Annotated in this window: 22 protein-coding genes; 9 read left to right on the top strand and 13 right to left on the bottom strand. The window is 72.7% G+C overall.

Annotation, left to right across the window (positions count from 1 at the left end):
• Nucleotides 1-23 precede the first annotated feature (23 nt).
• Nucleotides 24-773, top strand: a complete 750-nt coding sequence (locus ACZ7DY_RS28570) for a GntR family transcriptional regulator (RefSeq protein ID WP_471140049.1) — start codon at nt 24-26, stop codon at nt 771-773.
• 25 nt (nt 774-798) lie between these two features.
• Nucleotides 799-2,019 (top strand): type ISP restriction/modification enzyme, encoded by a 1,221-nt coding sequence (locus ACZ7DY_RS28565; RefSeq protein ID WP_471140047.1) that lies wholly within the window; start codon nt 799-801, stop codon nt 2,017-2,019.
• A 255-nt stretch (nt 2,020-2,274) separates the two neighbouring features.
• Here ACZ7DY_RS28565 and ACZ7DY_RS28560 read toward each other — a convergent pair whose 3' ends face one another.
• From ACZ7DY_RS28560 to ACZ7DY_RS28540, 5 genes are all read right to left on the bottom strand, one after another.
• On the bottom strand, nt 2,275-2,544 hold the full coding sequence (locus ACZ7DY_RS28560; RefSeq protein ID WP_361168343.1) for a hypothetical protein: 270 nt from the start codon (nt 2,542-2,544) through the stop codon (nt 2,275-2,277).
• Nucleotides 2,545-2,817: 273 nt separating this feature from the next.
• A complete protein-coding gene (locus tag ACZ7DY_RS28555; RefSeq protein ID WP_471140044.1) occupies nt 2,818-3,276 on the bottom strand; it encodes a MaoC family dehydratase in 459 nt (152 codons plus the stop codon).
• A 92-nt stretch (nt 3,277-3,368) separates the two neighbouring features.
• The gene (locus ACZ7DY_RS28550) at nt 3,369-4,943 is read right to left on the bottom strand and encodes an acyl-CoA synthetase (protein WP_471140042.1); all 1,575 of its coding nucleotides are present in this window, start codon (nt 4,941-4,943) and stop codon (nt 3,369-3,371) included.
• Nucleotides 4,944-4,950: 7 nt separating this feature from the next.
• The gene (locus ACZ7DY_RS28545; protein ID WP_471140874.1) at nt 4,951-5,823 is read right to left on the bottom strand and encodes an amidohydrolase family protein; all 873 of its coding nucleotides are present in this window, start codon (nt 5,821-5,823) and stop codon (nt 4,951-4,953) included.
• A gap of 16 nt (nt 5,824-5,839) precedes the next feature.
• Complete coding sequence (locus ACZ7DY_RS28540) at nt 5,840-6,751, bottom strand: SDR family oxidoreductase (RefSeq protein ID WP_471140040.1); 912 nt, start codon at nt 6,749-6,751, stop codon at nt 5,840-5,842.
• A 141-nt stretch (nt 6,752-6,892) separates the two neighbouring features.
• On the opposite strand from ACZ7DY_RS28540, the gene ACZ7DY_RS28535 reads away from it, so the two are divergent.
• Both ACZ7DY_RS28535 and ACZ7DY_RS28530 read left to right on the top strand, forming a co-directional pair.
• Nucleotides 6,893-7,357: a MarR family winged helix-turn-helix transcriptional regulator gene (locus ACZ7DY_RS28535; RefSeq protein ID WP_471140038.1), complete on the top strand. Its 465-nt coding sequence runs from the start codon at nt 6,893-6,895 to the stop codon at nt 7,355-7,357.
• Between the two features lie 102 nt (nt 7,358-7,459).
• A complete protein-coding gene (locus tag ACZ7DY_RS28530; protein ID WP_471140873.1) occupies nt 7,460-9,121 on the top strand; it encodes a serine/threonine-protein kinase in 1,662 nt (553 codons plus the stop codon).
• Nucleotides 9,122-9,145: 24 nt separating this feature from the next.
• On the opposite strand, the gene ACZ7DY_RS28525 is transcribed toward ACZ7DY_RS28530, so the two are convergent.
• The gene (locus ACZ7DY_RS28525) at nt 9,146-9,967 is read right to left on the bottom strand and encodes an SGNH/GDSL hydrolase family protein (protein WP_471140036.1); all 822 of its coding nucleotides are present in this window, start codon (nt 9,965-9,967) and stop codon (nt 9,146-9,148) included.
• Between the two features lie 260 nt (nt 9,968-10,227).
• On the opposite strand from ACZ7DY_RS28525, the gene ACZ7DY_RS28520 reads away from it, so the two are divergent.
• The gene (locus ACZ7DY_RS28520) at nt 10,228-11,322 is read left to right on the top strand and encodes a DUF5925 domain-containing protein (RefSeq protein ID WP_471140034.1); all 1,095 of its coding nucleotides are present in this window, start codon (nt 10,228-10,230) and stop codon (nt 11,320-11,322) included.
• A 43-nt stretch (nt 11,323-11,365) separates the two neighbouring features.
• Here the strand turns inward: ACZ7DY_RS28520 and ACZ7DY_RS28515 are convergent, their stop codons facing one another.
• Complete coding sequence (locus ACZ7DY_RS28515; protein ID WP_471140032.1) at nt 11,366-11,746, bottom strand: GntR family transcriptional regulator; 381 nt, start codon at nt 11,744-11,746, stop codon at nt 11,366-11,368.
• Between the two features lie 116 nt (nt 11,747-11,862).
• Here ACZ7DY_RS28515 and ACZ7DY_RS28510 point away from each other — a divergent pair, with 116 nt between their 5' ends.
• Both ACZ7DY_RS28510 and ACZ7DY_RS28505 read left to right on the top strand, forming a co-directional pair.
• Nucleotides 11,863-12,801, top strand: a complete 939-nt coding sequence (locus ACZ7DY_RS28510) for a GNAT family N-acetyltransferase (protein ID WP_471140030.1) — start codon at nt 11,863-11,865, stop codon at nt 12,799-12,801.
• The gene (locus tag ACZ7DY_RS28505) at nt 12,782-13,270 is read left to right on the top strand and encodes a ribonuclease FAU-1 family protein (RefSeq protein ID WP_471140027.1); all 489 of its coding nucleotides are present in this window, start codon (nt 12,782-12,784) and stop codon (nt 13,268-13,270) included. Before ACZ7DY_RS28510 ends, ACZ7DY_RS28505 begins: the two co-directional genes overlap by 20 nt.
• A 173-nt stretch (nt 13,271-13,443) precedes the next feature.
• Here the strand turns inward: ACZ7DY_RS28505 and ACZ7DY_RS28500 are convergent, their stop codons facing one another.
• Together ACZ7DY_RS28500 and ACZ7DY_RS28495 are read right to left on the bottom strand one after the other, a co-directional pair.
• Nucleotides 13,444-13,608 (bottom strand): hypothetical protein, encoded by a 165-nt coding sequence (locus ACZ7DY_RS28500; protein WP_471140026.1) that lies wholly within the window; start codon nt 13,606-13,608, stop codon nt 13,444-13,446.
• Nucleotides 13,609-13,758: 150 nt separating this feature from the next.
• Complete coding sequence (locus tag ACZ7DY_RS28495; protein WP_471140023.1) at nt 13,759-14,439, bottom strand: class I SAM-dependent methyltransferase; 681 nt, start codon at nt 14,437-14,439, stop codon at nt 13,759-13,761.
• Nucleotides 14,440-14,562: 123 nt separating this feature from the next.
• Here ACZ7DY_RS28495 and ACZ7DY_RS28490 point away from each other — a divergent pair, with 123 nt between their 5' ends.
• Nucleotides 14,563-14,703 (top strand): hypothetical protein, encoded by a 141-nt coding sequence (locus ACZ7DY_RS28490; RefSeq protein ID WP_471140022.1) that lies wholly within the window; start codon nt 14,563-14,565, stop codon nt 14,701-14,703.
• Nucleotides 14,704-14,721: 18 nt separating this feature from the next.
• Here the strand turns inward: ACZ7DY_RS28490 and ACZ7DY_RS28485 are convergent, their stop codons facing one another.
• Genes ACZ7DY_RS28485 through ACZ7DY_RS28470 form a run of 4 tightly spaced genes read right to left on the bottom strand, consistent with a single transcriptional unit; the run spans nt 14,722 to nt 18,230 of the window.
• A complete protein-coding gene (locus tag ACZ7DY_RS28485) occupies nt 14,722-15,213 on the bottom strand; it encodes a GNAT family N-acetyltransferase (RefSeq protein WP_471140020.1) in 492 nt (163 codons plus the stop codon).
• A complete protein-coding gene (locus tag ACZ7DY_RS28480) occupies nt 15,210-16,718 on the bottom strand; it encodes a tripartite tricarboxylate transporter permease (protein ID WP_471140018.1) in 1,509 nt (502 codons plus the stop codon). The genes ACZ7DY_RS28485 and ACZ7DY_RS28480 overlap by 4 nt, the downstream gene beginning before the upstream one ends.
• A 1-nt stretch (nt 16,719) precedes the next feature.
• Nucleotides 16,720-17,250, bottom strand: a complete 531-nt coding sequence (locus tag ACZ7DY_RS28475) for a tripartite tricarboxylate transporter TctB family protein (RefSeq protein ID WP_471140015.1) — start codon at nt 17,248-17,250, stop codon at nt 16,720-16,722.
• Nucleotides 17,247-18,230 carry a Bug family tripartite tricarboxylate transporter substrate binding protein gene (locus tag ACZ7DY_RS28470; protein ID WP_471140869.1) on the bottom strand — a complete coding sequence of 328 codons (984 nt, stop codon included), beginning with the start codon at nt 18,228-18,230 and terminating at the stop codon, nt 17,247-17,249. The genes ACZ7DY_RS28475 and ACZ7DY_RS28470 overlap by 4 nt, the downstream gene beginning before the upstream one ends.
• 131 nt (nt 18,231-18,361) lie before the next feature.
• Between ACZ7DY_RS28470 and ACZ7DY_RS28465 the strand changes: the two genes are divergently transcribed.
• Nucleotides 18,362-19,069: a response regulator gene (locus tag ACZ7DY_RS28465; RefSeq protein WP_471140013.1), complete on the top strand. Its 708-nt coding sequence runs from the start codon at nt 18,362-18,364 to the stop codon at nt 19,067-19,069.
• Nucleotides 19,070-19,125: the final 56 nt, after the last annotated feature.

Below are 19,125 nucleotides of genomic sequence, written 5' to 3'. Positions count from 1 at the left end.
CACCACGCTGATTCGGAGAGACCGTGACCGCTTTCGCCCCGGACTCGATCGTCCTGAATCGGAAACTGCCGCTCTGGTACCAGGTGTCGCAGTCGTTGCGCGCCTCGATACTGGGGCGCGCCCCCGAGGCCCCGCTCCGGCTGCCCACCGAGGAGCAGCTGGCGGGGCACTACGGTGTGAGCGTGCTGACCATGCGGCAGGCGCTCAAGGAGCTGGAGGACGAGGGGCTCATCACCCGCCACCGGCGGCGCGGCACCTTCATCGAGCCGAGCGCGCAGCGCGGCTCCCCCGTCCGGCTGCTGGGCTCGGTCGACGCGATCGTGGCCCAGCAGTCGGGCATGACCACCCGGCTCCTCGACCACGGCACGGCCCCGCCGCCCGCCGAACTCGCGGAGTACTTCCCCGACTCGGCCGAGGTGGCGACGTACCACCGGCTGCGCTGCGACGAGAAGACGGGCGAGCCGACCAACCACGCCCGCAACTACGTCCGCCCCGAACTGGCCGCCCGCATCGACCGGGAGGACCTGGCGCGCTGGCCGATGACGAAGGTCCTGCGCGACGTGGTGGGGGTCCGCATCAGCCGCATCACCGACACCGTCGAGGCCACGCTCGCCGACCCGGAGACCTCCCGGCTCCTCGAAGTGCCGCTGCTCAGCCCGATCCTGCACTACACCGGCGTCACCTACGACGAGGACGGCCGGACCCTGGACGTGGCCCGCATCCACTACCGCGGCGACCGCTTCTCCTTCTCGGTCACGCTCGACGCGACGTGACGGGCGCGGGCGGGCACGTCGTACGATGCCGGGCGTGACGCACGACGAAGCGCCGCTGCTCGCGGACCTCATGCCGTGGTCCGTCGCACCGCTCCGGCCGGGCCGCGGGTGGCCGATGGGCCCGGACGCCGCATCCCTGAAGGCCCGTTGGGACGCCCTGGTCCGCGCCGGGGGCCCCGAGCGGGAGGCCCTGTTCCGTCCCACGCGCGCCCGCACGCTACACACCGCGGTCGCCCAACTGCCCGGTCACCACGGCGGCACGGGCCGGCTCGCGCGGGAGACCGGTCGCTGTCCCGAGCCGGTGCGGGTGCTGCACGGCCCCTTCGACGAGCAGTGGCTCATCCCCGACCACCGCCTCCTGGACGTCGCCCGTCCCGAGCTGTGGCGGGTGGCGGGCGAGGGCCAGCTCTTCGCCGTCGAGCAGGGGCATGTGCCTGGTGCCCCGGGGCCGGCCGTCCTCGCCTGCCGGGTGCTGCCGGACGGCCGCTCGCCGGCGGGGCGGCCGGGCCGGATCAGGCCGCTGTTCCGCAGGCCCGGCGGCCTGGAGCCCAATGTGGCGCCGGGGCTGCTCGCCCATCTGTCGGGCGCGCTCGGCACGGAGGTCACGGCGCCCGATCTGCTCGCCTGGGTGCTCGCGGCGGGGGTCGGGTCGGCCGCTGGGTGCCGCGTGCCGCTCACCGCCGACGGTGACGTCTGGGCGCGCGGCGTGGAGCTCGGGCGGCGGCTGCTCTGGCTTCAGCTGCGCGGCGACGGCGAGCGGCCGAAGCTGCCCGGCGGGCGCAGGCCGTACGTCCGCGCGCCGCTGCCCGCGCACCCCCGCGTCCTGGCGTACGACGCCGACGAGGAGGTCCTGCGGGTCGGTGACGAGGGGGTCATCTCGCCGGTGCCGAGGGAGGCCTGGGAGTACGAGGTGAGCGGCGTGCGCGTGGTCGAGCGGTGGTTCGCGCTGCGGACCGGGGCGGCCGAGGCGGGGACGCTGGAGGCGATCGGGCCGGCGGTGTGGCCGCAGCCGTGGACGTCCGAGCTCCTCGAACTGATCACGGGGCTCGCCCTGCTGGCGGAACTGGCCCCTCGGCAGGAGGAGTTGGTGTCGGGGCTCGACCCGCGGGGTGCCGGGTCCTGGCGGGTCAGCGAGGAGGGGCTGCGCGGGTCGGGCGTCCTGCCCGTCCCCGACTCCGCGCGACGGCCGGCGTCCGTCCTCGACCACCGCGAAGAGGGTCCTGACGGGCAGTTCGCCCTGATCTGAGCGGGGGGCGTCACACCGGGCGGAACGCCGGGCCGGACGTGGACCTCCCGGGGGAGTGTGGGCGTGGCGCCCAGCGGTCGGTCACGTGCCGGCCGGGTCCGGCGGCGCGGTGTCAAAAGGCTTGTGGGGCAGGAGTGTTACCGGGGTGTCGTGACGGTGTCGGCATCGGTTTCGATGACCTGCGACGGGGTGAGCGGGGTGGGTGGGAAAGATCCGCCGCCTGAGCGGCGGTTCCGTCCCGGGGACCACCCGCGGTCAGCGTCCGCCGAACAGCGAGCGCCGCAGCCTGCGCAGTGGCGCGAAGAGCGAGACTCGCCTCACTCGGGCACCCCTGCTGCTGCGGGCGTGCGCGGCGTCACGTGAGGTCAGCTCACGCATCAGCAGCGTCGCCTCGTGCGACTCGCGCTGCGGGACGGCGGGGCCGCCCAGCACCGAGAGATGACGATCGAGACGCGAGCTGCTCGCGCTGCTGCCACAAGTGATCGCAGGGACACGCGCCCTGCTGCGCACCGTTATCTGTTCCATGTCACTCCCCACCCGTACGAGGGCACCCGGCCCAGGGCAGGTTAACCCTATCGCCCCGGCATGACACACGTGTATCCCGGTCACAGGATTCACCTACCCCGCAAGGAGGTTGACGATTACTCTCCGAATCCAAGCGATTCCAGGGCGAGTTGGACAAAGGGCCCGACAGCGGGACGGGACGTGTCACCGCCGGGCCCCGCCCACACCCTGTGACGTGGGCTATCTCACGTGGCGTTCCGGCATGGGTGGGGCCGGTGAGGCAGTTCGGGACGCTCACGCGTAGTGACGGTAGACCGCGTGCGCGACACACGCAGGTTTGTCGCCGCCTTCCACCTCGACCGTGAACACCAGGTGCATCTGTACGCCGTTGCCCTTGACCTCCGTGACGGAGTCGACCGCACCGTGCAGGCGGATCTTCGCGCCCACCGGCACGGGGCTGGGGAAGCGGACCTTGTCCAGGCCGTAGTTGACGCTCATGGAGATGCCGGTGAGGTCGAGCAGCTGTCCGAAGAGGGGGATGACGAGGGAGAGGGTGAGGTAGCCGTGGGCGATGGGCGCGCCGAAGGGGCCGTCCTTGGCCCGCCGCGGGTCGGTGTGGATCCACTGGTGGTCGCCGGTGGCGTCGGCGAAGGTGTCGATCCGGTCCTGCGTGATCTCCAGCCAGTCGGTGCGGCCGAGATCGGTGCCGGCGAGGGAGGTGATGCCGTCGAGGCCGTGGGCGGCGGTGGGCATGGGCGTGCCTTTCGAGGGAGGGTCAGGATCCGCTTCTTGCTCGGGTGTGCTGCTCGTTCAGCGTGTACTTCTGGTTCTGGTGTCCTGCTCGTTCAGGTGTGCTTCCGGTTCAGGTGTGCTTCGCGTACCGCCGGTTTGAGGACCTTTCCGGAGGCCGTGCGCGGCAGGCTCGCCACGAAGGCGACGGACTTGGGGATCTTGTACTTGGCGAGCCGGCCCCGGAGGTGGGCGAGGAGCTCCCCGGCGTCCACCCGGCCCGCGGGCCCGGGCGCGGTGACCACGACGGCGTGGCCGACCTCCCCCCAGATCCCATCGGGCACGCCGACGACGGCACACTCGCGGACGGCGGGGTGGGTGAGCAGGGCGTTCTCGACCTCGGCCGGGTAGACGTTCTCCCCGCCCGAGACGAACATGTCCTTCACCCGGTCGACGATGTACGCGTAGCCGTCCTCGTCGGTCCGTGCGACGTCACCGGTGCGCAGCCAGCCGTCCGCCGTGAACGCGGCCGCCGTGTCGGCGGGCCGGTTCCAGTAACCCGTCATGACGTGGGGTCCGCTGACGAGGATCTCGCCGCTCTGTCCGGGCGCGGCGGCGGTACCGTCCGGCAGGACCACGCGCGTGTCGGTGAAGAAGTGCGGCACGCCGACCGAGCCGGCCTTCGCCGCGCTCTGTTCCCGGTCCAGGAGGAGGATGCCGGGGGCCGCCTCGGTCATGCCGTAGCCCTGGCCGAACGTCAGGCCGCGCGCGAGGTAGGTGTCGATGGTGCGGTCGGGCACCGGTGCCCCGCCGCAGTTGAGGGTGCGCAGGCTCGACAGGTCCGCGGTCGCCCAGCGGGGCCGGGCGGCCAGCGCGTCGTACATCGTGGGGACGCCGAAGAGGTACGTGACTCGGTGCGTCTCGATGGCGTCCAGGACGCGGTCGGCGTCGAAGGAGCCGAGCAGCACCACGCGGCCGCCCTTGAGGAGGGTGGGCAGGCAGGTCATGTTGAGGCCCGCGGTGTGGAAGAGCGGGGCGACGACCAGGGTGACCTCGTCGGCGGTCAGCTCGGTGTCGACGAGGACGTTGACGCTGTTCCAGATGATGTTGGCGTGGGAGAGGACGGCTCCCTTGGGGCGGCCGGTCGTCCCGGAGGTGTACATGATCATGCAGGGGTCGTCCGGGGCGACTGACGCGTCGAGCGGTTCGGCGGCGTCCGGCAGTTCGGCGTCGCCTGGTTCCGGCGGGCCGTGGTGGCGGGTCAGCTCGTCGTAGGCGAGGGCCGTCCCCTCGGCCGCGCCCAGCGTGACGCGGTGCCGCACGCCCGTCTCCGCGGCGACCGCGGCGGCCGTCGCCGCGTGCTCGGCCGCGTGCACGAGGACGGTGCTGCCGGAGTCGGAGACGTCGTACGCCAGCTCCGGGGCGGCGAGACGGGTGTTGAGCGGCACGAAGACCGCGCCGAGCACTCCGGCCGCGAACAGGGTCTCCAGGAAGGCCGGGTGGTTGGGGCCCAGATAGGCGACGCGGTCACCGCGGCCGACCCCGAGGCGGCGCAGCGCGTGGGCGAGCCCCCGGACCCGGCGGTGCAGCTCGGCGTAGGTGGTGTGCGTGCCCTCGTGGACCAGGGCCGTCCGGTGCGGGGTCCTGCGGGCCCGGCGGGCGGGCCAGGAGCCGATGCCTTGGTTCAACACGGCGCCCTCACTTCCCGTGCAGGCCGAGCAGGCGGGCGGCGTTCTCCTTGAGGATCTTCGGCCGGACCTCCGGTTTGATCTCCAGCTCCGCGAAGTCCGCAAGCCAGCGGTCGGGGGTGATGACCGGGTAGTCGGAGCCGAAGAGCACCTTGTCCTTCAGGAGGGTGTTGGCGTAGCGCACCAATTGCGGCGGGAAGTACTTGGGAGACCAGCCGGAGAGGTCGATGTACACGTGCGGCTTGTGCGTGGCGACGGCGAGCGCCTCGTCCTGCCAGGGGAACGACGGGTGGGCGAGGATGATCCGCAGGTCGGGGAAGTCCACCGCCACGCCGTCGACGAGCATCGGGTCGGAGTACGCGAGCCGGATGCCGCCGCCCCCGCGCACCCCGGCGCCGATCCCCGTCTGCCCGGTGTGGAAGAGGGTGGGGACTCCGAGCTCCTCGATGGCCTCGTAGAGCGGGTACGCCATCCGGTCGTCCGGCGAGAACGCCTGGAGGCTCGGGTGGAACTTGAAGCCGCGTACGCCGTGCTCCGTCACCAGGCGGCGGGCCTCGCGGACGCCCGCCCGCCCCTTATGGGGGTCGACGCTCGCGAAGGGCAGGAGCACGTCGGCGTGGGCGGCGCAGCTCTCGGCTATCTCCTCGTTGGGGATGCGGGGGTGGCCGGTGGCGTGTTCGGCGTCGACGGTGAAGACCACGGCGGCCATGCGGCGTTCCCGGTAGTGGGCCGCCATCTCGTCGACGGTCGGCTGCCGGTGGCCGTGGGCCTTGAAGTACTTCTCGGAGGCGCCGAAGAGTTCGGGGCTGAGCGCTCCGTGGCCGGTCCTGCAGATCTCGGCGTGCGTGTGGACGTCGATCGCGGTGAGCGCGGCGACGTCGATGGCCGGGGCACCCATGTCACGCCTCCGGTGTCCGCGGGGCGGGGATCCCGTAGGTCTCGGGTTCGGCCCCCGGGCCGCGGTGCCACTGCGCGCCGATCGCGTCGGCGCTCCAGCCGCCGTCGGCGAAGGCGACCGCCTTCTCCTTGGGGTGGGCCCACAGCGCCAGCCGGTCGCCGCCGATGCCGATGGCCTGGCCGGTGACGCCCTTCGAGGCGTCCGAGGCCAGGAAGGTGATCAGCCCCGCCACGTCCTCCACGGTGCCGAGGCCCTCGTCCTCGCGCAGCCACTTCGGCAGGGGTGCGCCGGTGCGCCCGGACTCCTCGATGGCCGCCGCGAAGGCGGGGATGGTCCTGGTCATCTCGGTGGCCGCGACCGGGACGACGGCGTTGACGGTGATGCCCGCGCGCGCCAGTTCCATGGCCCAGGTCCGGGCCATGGCGACGATGCCGGCCTTGGCGGCGGCGTAGTTGGTCTGCCCGAAGTTGCCCCGCTGTCCTGCGGGCGAGGAGATCAGGATCAGCCGTCCGCCGGTGCCCTGTTCGCGCATCCTGACCGCCGCCGCCCTGGCGCAGGTGAAGGTGCCGCGCAGATGGACGTCGACGACGGAGTCGAAGTCGTCGTCGGTCATCTTCCACAGCACCCGGTCGCGGAGGATCCCGGCGTTGGTGACCAGGACGTCCAGGCCGCCGAACTCCCGTACGGCCGTGTCGACCAGCCGTTCGGCGGTCTCGGTGCCGCCCACCGCGGCGGTGACTCCCACGGCCCGGCCGCCGCGGGAGGTGATGGCGTCCACCGCGGCGCCGACCGCGTCGGCGTCGATGTCGTTGACGACCACGGCGGCGCCGGCTTCGGCGAGGGCCCGGGCGTAGGCGAGACCGAGACCGCGGCCGCTGCCGGTGACGACGGCGGCCATTCCGTGCAGATCCATGACTGAGCCCCACTCACATCGCAATTGACAGGAATCCTGTTGATGGCTTGCGTGCGCCCATGCTCCTCATCAACAGGATTCCTGTCAATGACTTACGCTTGGCCCCAGGACATCGGGCTCGGCGGCTGACGGAGGCGCGGGATGACGGAACGGGCGGAGCCCGCGACCACGGACGGGGCCGGGGCGGACCCGGCGGGCCCCTCCCTCCTCTACCTGGTCAAGCGCGCCGAACTCGTGGTGCGCGCCCGCCTGGAGGAGCTGCTCAGACCCGCGGGCATCACCGCGCTGCAGTACACCGCCCTGACCGTGCTGGAGCGGCACGACGGAATCTCCGCCGCGCAGCTGGCGCGGGATTCCTTCGTCACCGCGCAGACCATGGCCGACATGGTGCGGGCCCTGGAGGGGCGCGGCCTCATCCGCCGCGAGCCCAACCCGCGCAACCGCCGCGAGAAGGTCATCCTGCTCACCGACGCGGGCCGCTGCCACCTGGCCGACCACGCGGAGGCGGCGCGGCTGCTGGAGGAGCGCATGGTGCGGGAGCTGCGGCCCGAGGAGGTCGCGCGGTTCCGGGAGGCCCTGAAGAGCGCCCACCGCTCGCTGTCCTGAGGGCGCGGGCAAAAGGCCGCGCCCGCACGGGTGGATTGGTGTTGAAGGGGGCTGCAACAGCGCTCCGCTGAGCTACTTTTGTGGAGCATCGCACTGCTGCGGATGGGGGCGCCCGTGAGTCGGCCAGAGCGCGTGATCGCGGGGCGCTACCGCCTCCTCTCCCCCTTGGGCGAGGGCGGCATGGGCACCGTGTGGCGGGCGCGCGACGAGGTGCTCGGGCGCGAGGTGGCCGTCAAGGAGGTGCGCGCCCCCGCCGGGCTCCCGGCCGTCGAGGTCGACCGGCTCTATGCCCGCCTGGAGCGCGAGGCCTGGGCCGCCGCCCGTATCCCCCACCGCAATGTCGTCACCGTCTACGACGTCGCCGTGGAGGGCGGCCGTCCGTGGATCGTCATGGAGCTGGTGCGCGGCCTCTCCCTCTCCGACGTGCTGGACGCCGAGGGCGCGCTCTCCCCGCAGCGGGCCGCCGGGATCGGCGCGGAGATCCTCGCCGCCCTGCGCGCCGCCCACGACGCGGGGATCCTCCACCGCGACGTCAAGCCCGGCAACGTACTGATCTCGAACGACGGGCGCGTGGTCCTCTCCGACTTCGGCATCGCGCTGGTCGAGGGCAGCTCGGCGCTGACGATGACCGGTGAGGTCGTCGGCTCGCCCGAGTTTCTCGCCCCGGAGCGGGCGTTGGGGCAGCGGCCCGGCCCCGCCTCAGACCTGTGGTCGCTCGGCGTACTGCTGTACGCGGCGGTGGAGGGCAGCTCGCCGTTCCGCCAGGACACCCCGCTGAGCACCCTGCGGGCGGTGGTCGACGAACCGCTGCCGCCCGCCCGCGCCGCCGGACCGCTGGCCCCGGTCATCGAGGGGCTGCTGCGCAAGGATCCGGGCGAGCGGATGTCCGCCGCCGACGCCGAGCGCGATCTGCGGACCGTCGCGTCGGGCGGCACCCCGCGCGTCGGCACCGCGCTCCCCTACCTGCCGACCGCCACCACCGAGCGGCAGGAGTACGGGCCCACGCCCCCGGCGCCCTTCCCCGTCGCCCCGCCGCCGACCACGACCACCACCGACACGTCCCGGCCCGCCCGCTCCCGGCGCGGCGTGGTCGCCCTGGTGGTGGGGCTCATCGTGCTCGCCCTCGCCCTCGGCGGGCTCACGTACGCACTGATCGACCACAGCGGCGGCGACGACAGCGGCGGTTCGGGCGGCCACTACAGCGACAACGGGGCCGACGGCCAGGCCGGGGCCGGCACCGCGTCGAAGAACCCGGACGGTGGCGGCGGCCAGTCGACCGCCTCCTCGGACAGCGAGGGCGACGGCGGCAAGGACAGCGGCAAGGACGACAACGGCAAGGAGAACGGAAACGGGGGGAACGGCGGGAACAACCACACCCCCGCGCCCGCCCAGAGCGTGCGGGTGTATGTCTCCGGCAGCCACACGCGGTACGAGGGCGCGTGCCCGCCGGCGGCCGGTCAGGGCCCGTCGTTCACCGCGACGTTCACGGTGGGGCGCCTGCCCGCCACGGTCGAGTACCGCTGGGTGACGAGGTCCGGCGAGCCGGGCGAGCCCGGCTGGAAGTCGCTCGCCTTCGCCTCGGGCGGCGCGAAGACGCGGCAGGTCGGTCACGCCGAGACCGCGTACGAGCCGGGCGGCGGGCCGTACGGGAACGCGATCAGCGTCGAGGTGCGCGCACCGGTGGCGGTGACCTCGAACTCCGTGGCGTACTCGGTCACCTGCGAGCAGGAGACCCCGTCGGGCGGGGCCTCCTACACGCCGTGACGTGTGCTTTTCGGTGGCCCCGGATCAGGCGGCCGCGGTGAACACGGGGAGGTAGCCACCGGACTGTCCGGCGGCGGTGGGGTGGTAGGACTCGCCGATGTTCAGCCAGTTGACGCTGTGCAGCCAGGCGTTGCCGGAGCAGATCTCGTGCCCGGCGAAGGCGGACGCGACGTCGCCGAAGGTGAAGCCGTGGTCGGCGGCGCGCTTCTCGGTGGCGGCGTTGAGGTAGTCCGCCGCGTCGTTGATCGCGGCCCGCTCACGCTCGGAGAGACCCGCGAGGCAGCCGCCGCTCAGCTTGTAGAAGCGGGGGTAGCCGAGGACGACCACGTGGGCGGCCGGGGCCTTCGCGCTGATCGCGTCGTAGACCCTGTCGAGGTTGCCGGGGAGGGTGGTGTCGACGTACTGGCGCGCCGTGTTGATGCGCGCCAGACAGTTGCTCTCGGACTGCAGCACACAGGTCGTCATGACGTCGGCGAATCCCGCGTCGTTGCCGCCGACGGTGATCGAGACGAGTCCGGTGCCGGAGCCCAGCGGGCCCAGCTGGCCGGAGAGAACATCACCCGTACGAGCGCCCGAGCACGCGACGAAGTTGAAGCTGGAGGGTGAATGGGCGGCGGCCCACAGGGCGGGGTAGGCGCGGGTGCTGCGCTTGCAGTCGCCGCTTGCGCCGTCGTAGTTGCCGGCGCCGACGCCCGAGGAGTAGGAGTCGCCGAGGGCCACATAGCCGGTCGCGGCGGCCCGCTGGTCGGCCGACGGGTCCGCGTGGGCCGCCGCCGCTCCGGTGAGAGCGAAGGCGGCCGCAAGGAGGAGCGAGGACATGTATGCCGTGATCCGGGACAATTTCATGGAACCTCCCTTAGCAGGGTTTCTGCCTCGACCGTGGTAGCACGCACCCCCGGCCGCCGATAGTGTTCATGTCAATAACTTCCCCGACAATTCCCTTTCCCGTCCGCGGAGTTCACCGACCGCCGCTGTGACCGGTGGGGAACATCTGCACGCATCCTCCGCATCTCGAACGGCGTGGCGCCGACGCCCGGAAGAGGGACGGAAGAAACGCACTGCGGAAACCTGGTGCACGACGGGGGTACGTGCCGGATCATGTCGGCATGTCTGCGAACCCACAGGACGCACTGCCGATGCGGCTCAACGTCGACGACAGCGACTCCCCGTCCGATGTCGTGGACGCGCTCTTCCTCGGCCGCTTCGCCACGGGCGAGCAGCCCTTCTCGCACAGCGCCAACATCGACCGCGTCAAATCCGGTTCCACGCTGCTGCCGTACGGGGCGAGGGTGCTGCGCGCGGCCCGCGACGACGACCGCAGTGCGACCCTCGCCGAGGGCGACGGCTGGACGCTGCTCGTCTCCCGGTGGAACCGCGGCGCGGACGTCACGGTGACGGCGACCACCGCCGAACTCGCCGAGAGCGTCCTCAAGCAGGCCACGGACGGCGCGCAGGACGAGCCGGAGCCCCAGCCGGAGAACGTCACCATGGGCTTCTGGTACGTCTCCCCGCGGCGCGGCCCGCACCGCACCACCCGGCAGATCTCGGCCGGCACCTGGGAAGAGGTGCGGCCCAACTACACGGCGCCGGTCGCCGACGCCATGGACACCCTGATGAAGACCACGCCCGAGGACATCTCGGGGCGGCTGCTCCTGCTCCACGGCCCGCCGGGCACGGGCAAGACGTCGGCGCTGCGGACGCTGGCGCGCTCCTGGCGTGACTGGTGCCAGGTCGACTGCGTCCTCGACCCGGAGCGGCTCTTCGGCGACGTCGGCTACCTCATGGACATCGCGATCGGTGAGGACGACGGGACGGCGAAGGGCCGCTGGCGGCTGCTGCTCCTGGAGGACTGCGACGAGCTGATCCGCGGCGAGGCCAAGCACACGGCGGGCCAGGCGCTCTCACGGCTGCTCAACCTCACCGACGGCCTGCTCGGCCAGGGCAGGAACGTCCTGGTGGGCGTCACCACCAACGAGGACCTCGAGCGCCTGCACCCCGCGGTGGTCCGCCCCGGCCGCTGCCTGGCCCGCATCGAGGTCGGCCCGCTGACCCGCCCCGAGGCGGTGGAATGGCTCGGCACGGAGGAGGGCGTGGGCCGCGAGGGCGCCACCCTCGCGGAACTGTTCGCGCTGCGCCGGGGCACCGCGCCCACCTCGGTCCCCGACCAACGGGAGGGCGCGGACGCCGGGTTGTACCTGTAGCGGATCCGGCTCACGGCATACGGGTGCGGCCGGGGCCGGTGGCCTAGCCGGCGTCCCCGTACGCCGCCCGCAGCGCGTCCCGCACGGCGGCCGCCGCGTCGCGCTCCGAGAGCCCGAGCCGCCGCACCCGCTCCGCGTAGGCCTGCGCCTCGGCCGAGGCGGCCCGCGCCGCGGCGTCCCCCGCGGCGGCGACGAACGTCCCGTTCCGCCCCCGCGTCTCGATCACGCCGTCGCCTTCGAGAGCCCGGTACGCCTTGGCGACCGTGTTGGCCGCGAGCCCGAGGGACTCGGCGAGCCCCCGCACCGTGGGCAGCTTGTAGCCGACCGGCAGCAGCCCCGACCTCGCCTGCTCGGCGATCTGGGCCCGCACCTGCTCGTACGGCGCGTCGCCCGCGCCACCATCGATGTCGATCTTCAACGTCACCCGGTGATTGTCCCGCACTTCCGCCCCGCAGGCCGGTCCGCGCGCCCCGCGTCCTTGGGCGTGTGCACCGAAAATGGGAGGCGTCCCGGCGCGGGGCGCGCGTACCGTGCGGCTCCATGACTGTGATCGTCCGAGCGATCAGCTCCGATGCCCCGACGGCCGCCGCGGATGACGCGGGCTTCGCCGCCGTGCGCCGCGCCTGCGTGCCCGCCATGCTCATCTCCCCCGCGGCGGTCGCCTTCGACCGTGCGCACGCCCATCCGGACTCCGCGTACCGGCAGTTGATCGCCGAGGTCGACGGCGAGGTCATCGGTACGGCGCAGGTGGGCATCGCCCACGACAGCCCCGAGCCGGGCCAGGGCTACGCCAACGTGTACGTCCATCCGGAGCGGCGCGGCGAGGGGGCCGGCACGCTCCTGTTGCGCACCGCGGAGGCGCATCTGGCCGACGCGGGCGCGCAGGCCGTGTACTCCTGGGTGCTCGACGAGCCCGCCGCCCGCGCTTTCGCCGCCCGCCACGGCTACCTGGAGCGCCGCGGCGCGCACTTCCTCCGCCTGGACCTGGCACACGGCACGCTGCCGCCCCGCCGGGAGCCCCCGACGGGGGTCGAGCTGGTCAGCGGATCGGTGTACGCGGACGACGCGCGGCCTCTGTTCGCGCTGGACGCGGAGACGGTGGCCGACGAACCGGGCGACGTGGCCGCGGAGTTCAAGGATTACGAGCACTGGCTCGCCGAGACGTGGCACCACCCCCTGGTCAGCCGGGAGCTGACCACCGTCGCGCTGGTGGACGGCCGTCCCGCGGCGTTCACCCTGGCCCGCACCGACGGTGCGGGGCGCTACGCGTCCGGCATGACGGGCACCGCGCGCGCCCACCGCGGCCGCGGCCTGGCCAAGCTCGCCAAGAACGACTCCCTGCACCGGGCCCGCGCGGCGGGCTGCACGGAGGCGTTCACGGGCAACGACGCCGGGAACGAGCCGATGCTGGCGATCAACAAGTGGTTCGGTTACGAGATCTGCGGGACGGAGGTGCGTCATGTCCGGACCCTCGGCTGACGCGACGGTCGAGGTCGCCCTCGTCAAGGCGGGCCGCACCAAGATCCGCTACCCGGCGCGGCTCCTCGACGACGACGGCGTCCGCGTCACCGTCCGCGCCCCGTGGGCGGCCCCCGGCGTCCGCGACTTCGGCTTCGTGCGCTTCGAACCGGGGGACGTCTTCACCGAGCACTACTGGCGCGACCGCTGGTACGCGATCAAGGAGGTGTACGCCGCGGACGGCACGCTGAAGGGCTGGTACTGCGACGTGACCCGCCCCGCCGTCCGCGAGGGCGCGGTGCTCACCGTGGAGGACCTGGACCTGGACCTGTGGTGCTCGGCGGACGGCGGCACCGTACTGCGCCTGGACGAGGACGAGTTCGCCGCGAGCGGCCTGTCCACCACGGACCCGGCGGCGGCCGCCGAGGCGACCCGCGCCCTGGACACCCTGGAGACCCTGGCCCGCAACGACGGCCTCCCCCTCCCCTAGGGTCTGTCCGCGAAGCCCCGTCTGGCCCGCGACGCCTGGCACGCACGCTCGCCGCGTTGTCGGACCCGCCCGAGTACGCCCGGTACGAGGGCGACCCTCCGCCTTGCGATCGCACGCACCAGACGCCGCGGGCCACACCCTTCGGGCGAACGACGCGACTTCGCGGACATGCCCTAGGGCCGACCCGTCCGCGCAGGTGCCAGCGGCTCCAGGGCCGCGGTGCGGGCCTCGTCGTACGCCACGGGCTCGTCGTCCGACTGCCAGTGCACGGCGAAGTGCCGGCCCTCGTGCCAGGCGGTCAGGGCGGCGCGGCAGTACGCCACCATGTCGTGCGGCAACCGGGACAGGGGATGCCAGTGGAGCCCCGAGCACTTCCCCGGCTCACCATTGACGGGCTCCCCGCCTGCGCCGTGCCTCGAACTCGACGCGACTCACGTCACCCCGACCGACCTGAGCACAGTGGTCAGACGTCCTGCCCCGGGAACTGGTCAGGCATCGCTCAAGGGCGGAACGTCGACGTTCTCTGTGTGCCGGACGGGGGTGCCCCGCACGGTGCCCACGACCGCGTATCTCTCGTCGGCGACCGGGCCGCCCCACAACCGCGCGTCCCCCGACAGGCGTTCGGTGTGGAGGTGGGTGACGAGTGGGGTCAGGGCCGGGATCAGGCGGGACATGGGGAGGCCGACGGGGCTCACGGTGCCCCAGACGCCCTCGACGAGGACGAGCCGGCCGCCGGGGCGCAGCAGCGTGCACCAGTGGCGGAGGGTGGCCTCCGGGTCCGGCAGGAGCCACAGGGCGTGGCGGGCCAGGACGACGTCGAACTTCCGTCCGGCGACCGGGGGCCGGCCCGCGTCGCCGGTCAGGACCTCCGCGTCGTGGTCCGCCAGCTTCACGCGGGCCCGCTCCACCATGGCGGGCGAGCGGTCGACCGCGGTGACGCGGTGGCCGCGCCCGGCCGCGAGGAGGGCGAGGCTGCCGGTGCCGCAGCCGAGGTCCAGCACGTCACCGGGGGTGTCCGGCAGCCACTCCCCCATGCGCTCCGCCCAGGCCGCGCGCACCCGCTCGTCGCGCAGGCCGTGGTCCGGTTCGTCGTCGAAGGTGTCCGCGGCCGCGTCCCAGTCGACCGGATCGGCCCAGGTGAGCGGCGTGCCGCACTCGTTGATCGTCATGTCCCGATCGTCGCAGCCACCACTGACAATCGGCCCCTCGATCAGAAAGCGGGCCTCAAGAGGTCTACCGAGTGCCTTGAATGGACATCGGTAAGGCAGGAGTCGGGAAGCCGGGAGGCCGCGATGCGCCGAGTGACCACGCACAAGCCCGCGGGCAAGTCCGTCAGCCGCAGGGCGCGCGAGCGGCAGGAGGCGGAGGTCCGGCCGCAGGAGAGGCCCGAGGTGCGCAAGGACGTCCAGCGGACCTGGTGGCCGGACGGATGAGACGCGGGAGGGCGGCCGTCAGCCGTCCGTGAGCCGCTTGCGGTAGTGGATGCGGTCGTACGGCCCGTCCACCCGCCGCTCGATGACCTCGTATCCGTACCGGGGGTAGATCTTCTGGTTCTCCCACATCATCGCGTTGGTGTAGAGCTGGATCTCACGGAGCCCCAGCTCCCGCGCGTGCGCGTCGGCGAAGGCGAGCAGGCGGCGGCCCACCCCCTGCCCCGCGGCGTCGGGGTGGACCGCGATCGACTCCAGGAGGAGCCGTCCTTCGTACGGGCGCGGGACGAGGACCAGGAGGCCCACGACGGGGTCCCCGGTGACGTACACGAATCCGGCCGCCACATCGGCCGCGTGGTCGGCCTCCATCGGGCGGGGGACGACCCCGATCCGTTCGATGTAGCGGTGGTACGCCGCGTCGGTGACCGCCCGCACGGCGGGCACGTCGGCGGCGGTGGCGCGCCGGATGTCCGCGGCGGCGTCGGGGGTCTCGTGGGCCTCGGGTGGGGTCATGCCTCTACGTCTACGGCACGTCGGCGTGCCCGCACCACCGCCTTCCTCAACAAGGGCCACGCCACGATCAGGACGATGAGGCCGTAGACAGTCACGGAGAAGGGCGTGTCGACGAGGCCGGAGACACTGCCGTCGCTGATCTGCAGGGCGCGGCGCAGCTGTTGCTCGGCGTTCGGGCCGAGGATGACGCCGATGACGGCGGGCAGGACCGGCAGTCCGTACCGTCGCATGCCGAAGCCGATCAGGCCGATGACGAGCAGGATGACGAGGTCGAGCGGTTCGCCGCCGACCGCGTAGGCGCCGACGGCCGCGAAGAAGAGGATGCCCGCGTAGAGGTGCGGGCGCGGGATGCGCAGGAGCTTCGCCCAGAGCGGGGCGAGCGGGAGGTTGAGGGCCAGGAGCAGGACCATGCCGACGAAGAGTGAGGCGATGAGGCCCCAGACCAGGTCCGCCTCGCGTTCGAAGAGGAGCGGTCCCGGCTGGATGCCGTACTGCTGGAAGGCGGCGAGCATCACGGCGGCGACGGCGGTGGTGGGCAGGCCGAGCGTGAGCATCGAGACGAGGGTGCCGGCGGCCGACGCGGAGGACGCCGACTCGGGTCCCGCGACCCCTTCGATGGCGCCCTTGCCCCACTCGTCCTTGTGCTTGGACAGCCGTTTCTCCGTCACGTACGACAGGAACGTGGGGATCTCCGCGCCGCCCGCCGGGATCGCGCCGAACGGGAAGCCGATGAGCGGGCCGCGCAGCCAGGACTTCCAGGTGCGCCGCACGTCCTCCTTGGCCAGCCAGGGGCGGCCGACCGGGATCGCCCGGCCGCTGGTGCGGCGCAGATGGGCGGCGACCCACAGGGCCTCGCCGATGGCGAAGAGTCCCACGGCGACGATCACCACGTCGATGCCGTCGGCGAGTTGGAGCGAGCCGAAGGTGAGCCGCTGCTGGCCCGTCATCTGGTCGAGGCCGACGAGGCCGATGGTCAGGCCGATCAGGAGCGAGGCGAGGCCGCGGATGCGGGAGGAGCCGAGCACGGAGGTGACCGCGATGAAGGCGAGCACCATGATGGCGAAGTAGTCGGGCGCGCCGATGCCGACGGCGAGGTCGGCGACGGTCGGCGCGAGGACCACCAGGAGCGTCGTGCCGATCATGCCGCCCGCGAAGTGTCCGACGGCGGCGGCCGCTAGGGCCTGCGCGCCGCGTCCGGACCTGGCCATCGGATGGCCTTCCATGGCGGCGACGACGGCCGCGCTCTCGCCGGGTGTGTTGAGCAGGATCGAGGTGGTCGAGCCGCCGAACATCGCGCCGTAGTAGATGCCCGCGAACATGATGAAGGCACCGGTCGGTTCGAGTCCGTACGTCACCGGGAGCAGCAGGGCGACCGCCATCGCGGGGCCGATGCCGGGCAGCACGCCGATCGCCGTGCCGAGCAGGACGCCGACGGCGGCCCACAGGAGGTTGACGGGGGTGAGGGCCGTACCGAAGCCGTCCATCAGGGAGGCGAAGGAGTTCATGTCACACCACTCCCATCAGGGGGCCGCCCGGCAGGGGCACGCCGAGCAGGTTGTCGAAGACCTCGTAGGTGACGACGGAGAGCGCGGCGGCGATGAGCGGGTCGCGGTCGAGCCGGCGGCTGCCGAGTGCGTAGGCGGCGCCCCAGAAGAGCAGCGCTCCGGCGGCCGGGAAGCCGGCCGGTTCGATGAGGACGGCGGTCATGAGGAAGACGCCCGCGAGGAGCAGCACGGTGCGCCAGTCGGCCGGTTCGGAGAGGTCGACGTCCTCGCCGCCCTCCGCTTCGCCGCGGCCGCCGCGCAGCACGTCGACGGCGAGCAGCACGGCGACGACGAGCAGGGCGATGCCGACGGCGAGGGGTACGGTCTTGGGGCCGATCGGTCCGCGCTGGGTGAGGTCCACGTCCATGGTGAGCGCGTCGGTGAGGACGAGCGCGCCGAGGGCCGAGAGCAGGACGCAGACGCCGAGTTCGGAGTGGTCGCGCAGCCAGGCGCGGCGGTTCGGCGCCTGAGGGGGAGGGTCGGTGGCGGTCACAGGCCGAGCTCCTTCAGTACGGAGACGACGCGCCGGTCCTGGGCGTCCAGGAAGGCGCCGAACTTCTTTCCGGTGAGGAAGGCGTCGTCCCAGCCGTTGGTCTTCAGGGACTTCTTCCACTCGGGTGAGGCGTGCAGCTTCTCGACGAGCACGGTGAGCTTCTCGCGCTCGGCGTCGCTGAGGCCGGGCGGTGCGACGATGCCGCGCCAGTTGGTGAAGTCCACGTCGTAGCCGGACTCCCGGAGGGTCGGCCCGTCGAGGCCCTTCACCCGCTTCGGCCCGGTGACGGCGAGCAGCCGCAGCTCCCCGGACCTGATCTGGTCCAGGTATTCGCCGACCCCGGAGACGCCGAAGGCGACCTTGCTGCCGAGGATCGAGGCGAGGAGTTCGCCGCCGCCGTCGAACGGGATGTAGTTGACCTTCTTCGGCTCGATGCCGGCGGCGCGCGCCATCAGCATCGGGGCGAGGTGGTCGGGCCCGCCGGGCGAGGAGCCGCCGCCCACGGTGACCTTGCCGGGGTTCTTCTTCCAGGCGTCGACGAGCTGCCCGATCGTCTTGTACGGGGAGTCGTCGGCGACCACGACGACGTCCTGCTCCTCGGTGAGCCGGGCGATGGGCGTGGTGTCGGAGAGGGTCTTCGGGGCGTGGTTGGAGCGGGCCGCGCCCACCACGCCGAGGCCCATGGACATGGCGAGCTTGCCGTTGCCGTGCTCGCCGACGAGCCGGGTCAGGCCGACGGTGCCGCCCGCACCGGGCAGGTTGAACACCTCGATGTTGTGGGTGAGTCCGGCGTCCTCGGCGTTCTTCGCCGCGGTGCGGGCGGTGATGTCGTAGCCGCCGCCGGGCGTGTTGGGGACCATCAGGCGCAGCCCGGGGATCTGGGTGCCGGTCCCGGCGCCGCTGCCCGTGGTGAGCAGCGGCGGCGCAAGGAGTACGAGGAGGGCGGCCCCGAGCAGGGCGAGGGGGGTGCGCAGGCGCACGTGTGCCACCACCTGTCGGTACGTGGTCGGGTGTGAGGTGGCCCACATGCTGCCCGTGCGCCGGCGAGCTGTCTCGCTTCCGGAATCAACGGTCGTTGTGGTCGTTGTGGTCGCGCCCATAGCCTGCGGCGATGACAAGGGTGCTGGTCGTGGACGACGACTTCATGGTCGCCAAGCTGCACAGTCGGTATGTCGCGGCGGTGGAGGGTTTCACCGTCGTCGGGGTCGCCCACAGCGGCGCCGAGGCGGTCGACGCGGCGCGGCGGCTCCACCCCGATCTCGTCCTCCTCGACGTGTACCTGCCCGACATGGACGGCATCGCGGTCCTGCGCGAGCTGCGGGCCGCCGAGGAGCGCGAGCCGGGCCGCCGGCCGGTGGACGCCCTGTTCATCACGGCGGCGCGGGACGCCGCGGTCGTCCGGGCGGCGCTGCGGGCCGGCGCCCTGCACTATCTGATCAAGCCGTTCAACCGGGCGGCGCTGCACGAGCAGTTAAGGCACGTGGCGGCGTTGCGGGCCCGGCTCGACGGCCTGCGGGAGGCGCGCCAGGAAGACGTCGACCAGCTCTTCGGCACACGGCCGCCGGGCTCGCGCGAACTGCCGAAGGGACTGGCCGCGCACACGGCGGAACTGGTGGAGCAGACCCTGCGCGGACACCCCGAGGGCCTGTCGGCGTCGGAGTGCGCGCGGGCAGGCTCACTGTCCCGGGTGAGCGCACGCCGCTACCTGGAATTCTTCGTCGCCACCCGGCGCGCGGAGGTGACGCTCCGGTACGGCGGGACGGGCCGGCCGGAGCGGCGGTACCGGTGGCTGGGCGAGAGCAATCCGGGCACGACCTGAGCGGAGTTTGAAGGCTTCCTTAAAGGCACCATAGGAGTCGCGTCCAACTCCATCGC

This window comes from Streptomyces sp. NPDC037013 (assembly GCF_055607265.1).
Note: the sequence above shows the minus strand (reverse complement) of the source record. Positions and strands in the feature narration are given on the sequence as shown.

Bases quoted from the DNA above. Each gene is read 5' to 3' on its own strand.
- ACZ7DY_RS28505 (WP_471140027.1), top strand. From the start codon at position 12,782: ATGTCCGGACCCTCGGCTGACGCGACGGTCGAGGTCGCCCTCGTCAAG.
- ACZ7DY_RS28485 (WP_471140020.1), bottom strand. From the start codon at position 15,213: ATGACCCCACCCGAGGCCCACGAGACCCCCGACGCCGCCGCGGACATC.
- ACZ7DY_RS28520 (WP_471140034.1), top strand. From the start codon at position 10,228: ATGTCTGCGAACCCACAGGACGCACTGCCGATGCGGCTCAACGTCGAC.
- ACZ7DY_RS28525 (WP_471140036.1), bottom strand. From the start codon at position 9,967: ATGAAATTGTCCCGGATCACGGCATACATGTCCTCGCTCCTCCTTGCG.
- ACZ7DY_RS28490 (WP_471140022.1), top strand. From the start codon at position 14,563: ATGCGCCGAGTGACCACGCACAAGCCCGCGGGCAAGTCCGTCAGCCGC.
- ACZ7DY_RS28535 (WP_471140038.1), top strand. From the start codon at position 6,893: ATGACGGAACGGGCGGAGCCCGCGACCACGGACGGGGCCGGGGCGGAC.
- ACZ7DY_RS28465 (WP_471140013.1), top strand. From the start codon at position 18,362: ATGACAAGGGTGCTGGTCGTGGACGACGACTTCATGGTCGCCAAGCTG.
- ACZ7DY_RS28480 (WP_471140018.1), bottom strand. From the start codon at position 16,718: ATGAACTCCTTCGCCTCCCTGATGGACGGCTTCGGTACGGCCCTCACC.
- ACZ7DY_RS28530 (WP_471140873.1), top strand. From the start codon at position 7,460: ATGGGGGCGCCCGTGAGTCGGCCAGAGCGCGTGATCGCGGGGCGCTAC.
- ACZ7DY_RS28495 (WP_471140023.1), bottom strand. From the start codon at position 14,439: ATGACGATCAACGAGTGCGGCACGCCGCTCACCTGGGCCGATCCGGTC.
- ACZ7DY_RS28565 (WP_471140047.1), top strand. From the start codon at position 799: ATGCCGGGCGTGACGCACGACGAAGCGCCGCTGCTCGCGGACCTCATG.
- ACZ7DY_RS28560 (WP_361168343.1), bottom strand. From the start codon at position 2,544: ATGGAACAGATAACGGTGCGCAGCAGGGCGCGTGTCCCTGCGATCACT.
- ACZ7DY_RS28510 (WP_471140030.1), top strand. From the start codon at position 11,863: ATGACTGTGATCGTCCGAGCGATCAGCTCCGATGCCCCGACGGCCGCC.
- ACZ7DY_RS28540 (WP_471140040.1), bottom strand. From the start codon at position 6,751: ATGGATCTGCACGGAATGGCCGCCGTCGTCACCGGCAGCGGCCGCGGT.
- ACZ7DY_RS28555 (WP_471140044.1), bottom strand. From the start codon at position 3,276: ATGCCCACCGCCGCCCACGGCCTCGACGGCATCACCTCCCTCGCCGGC.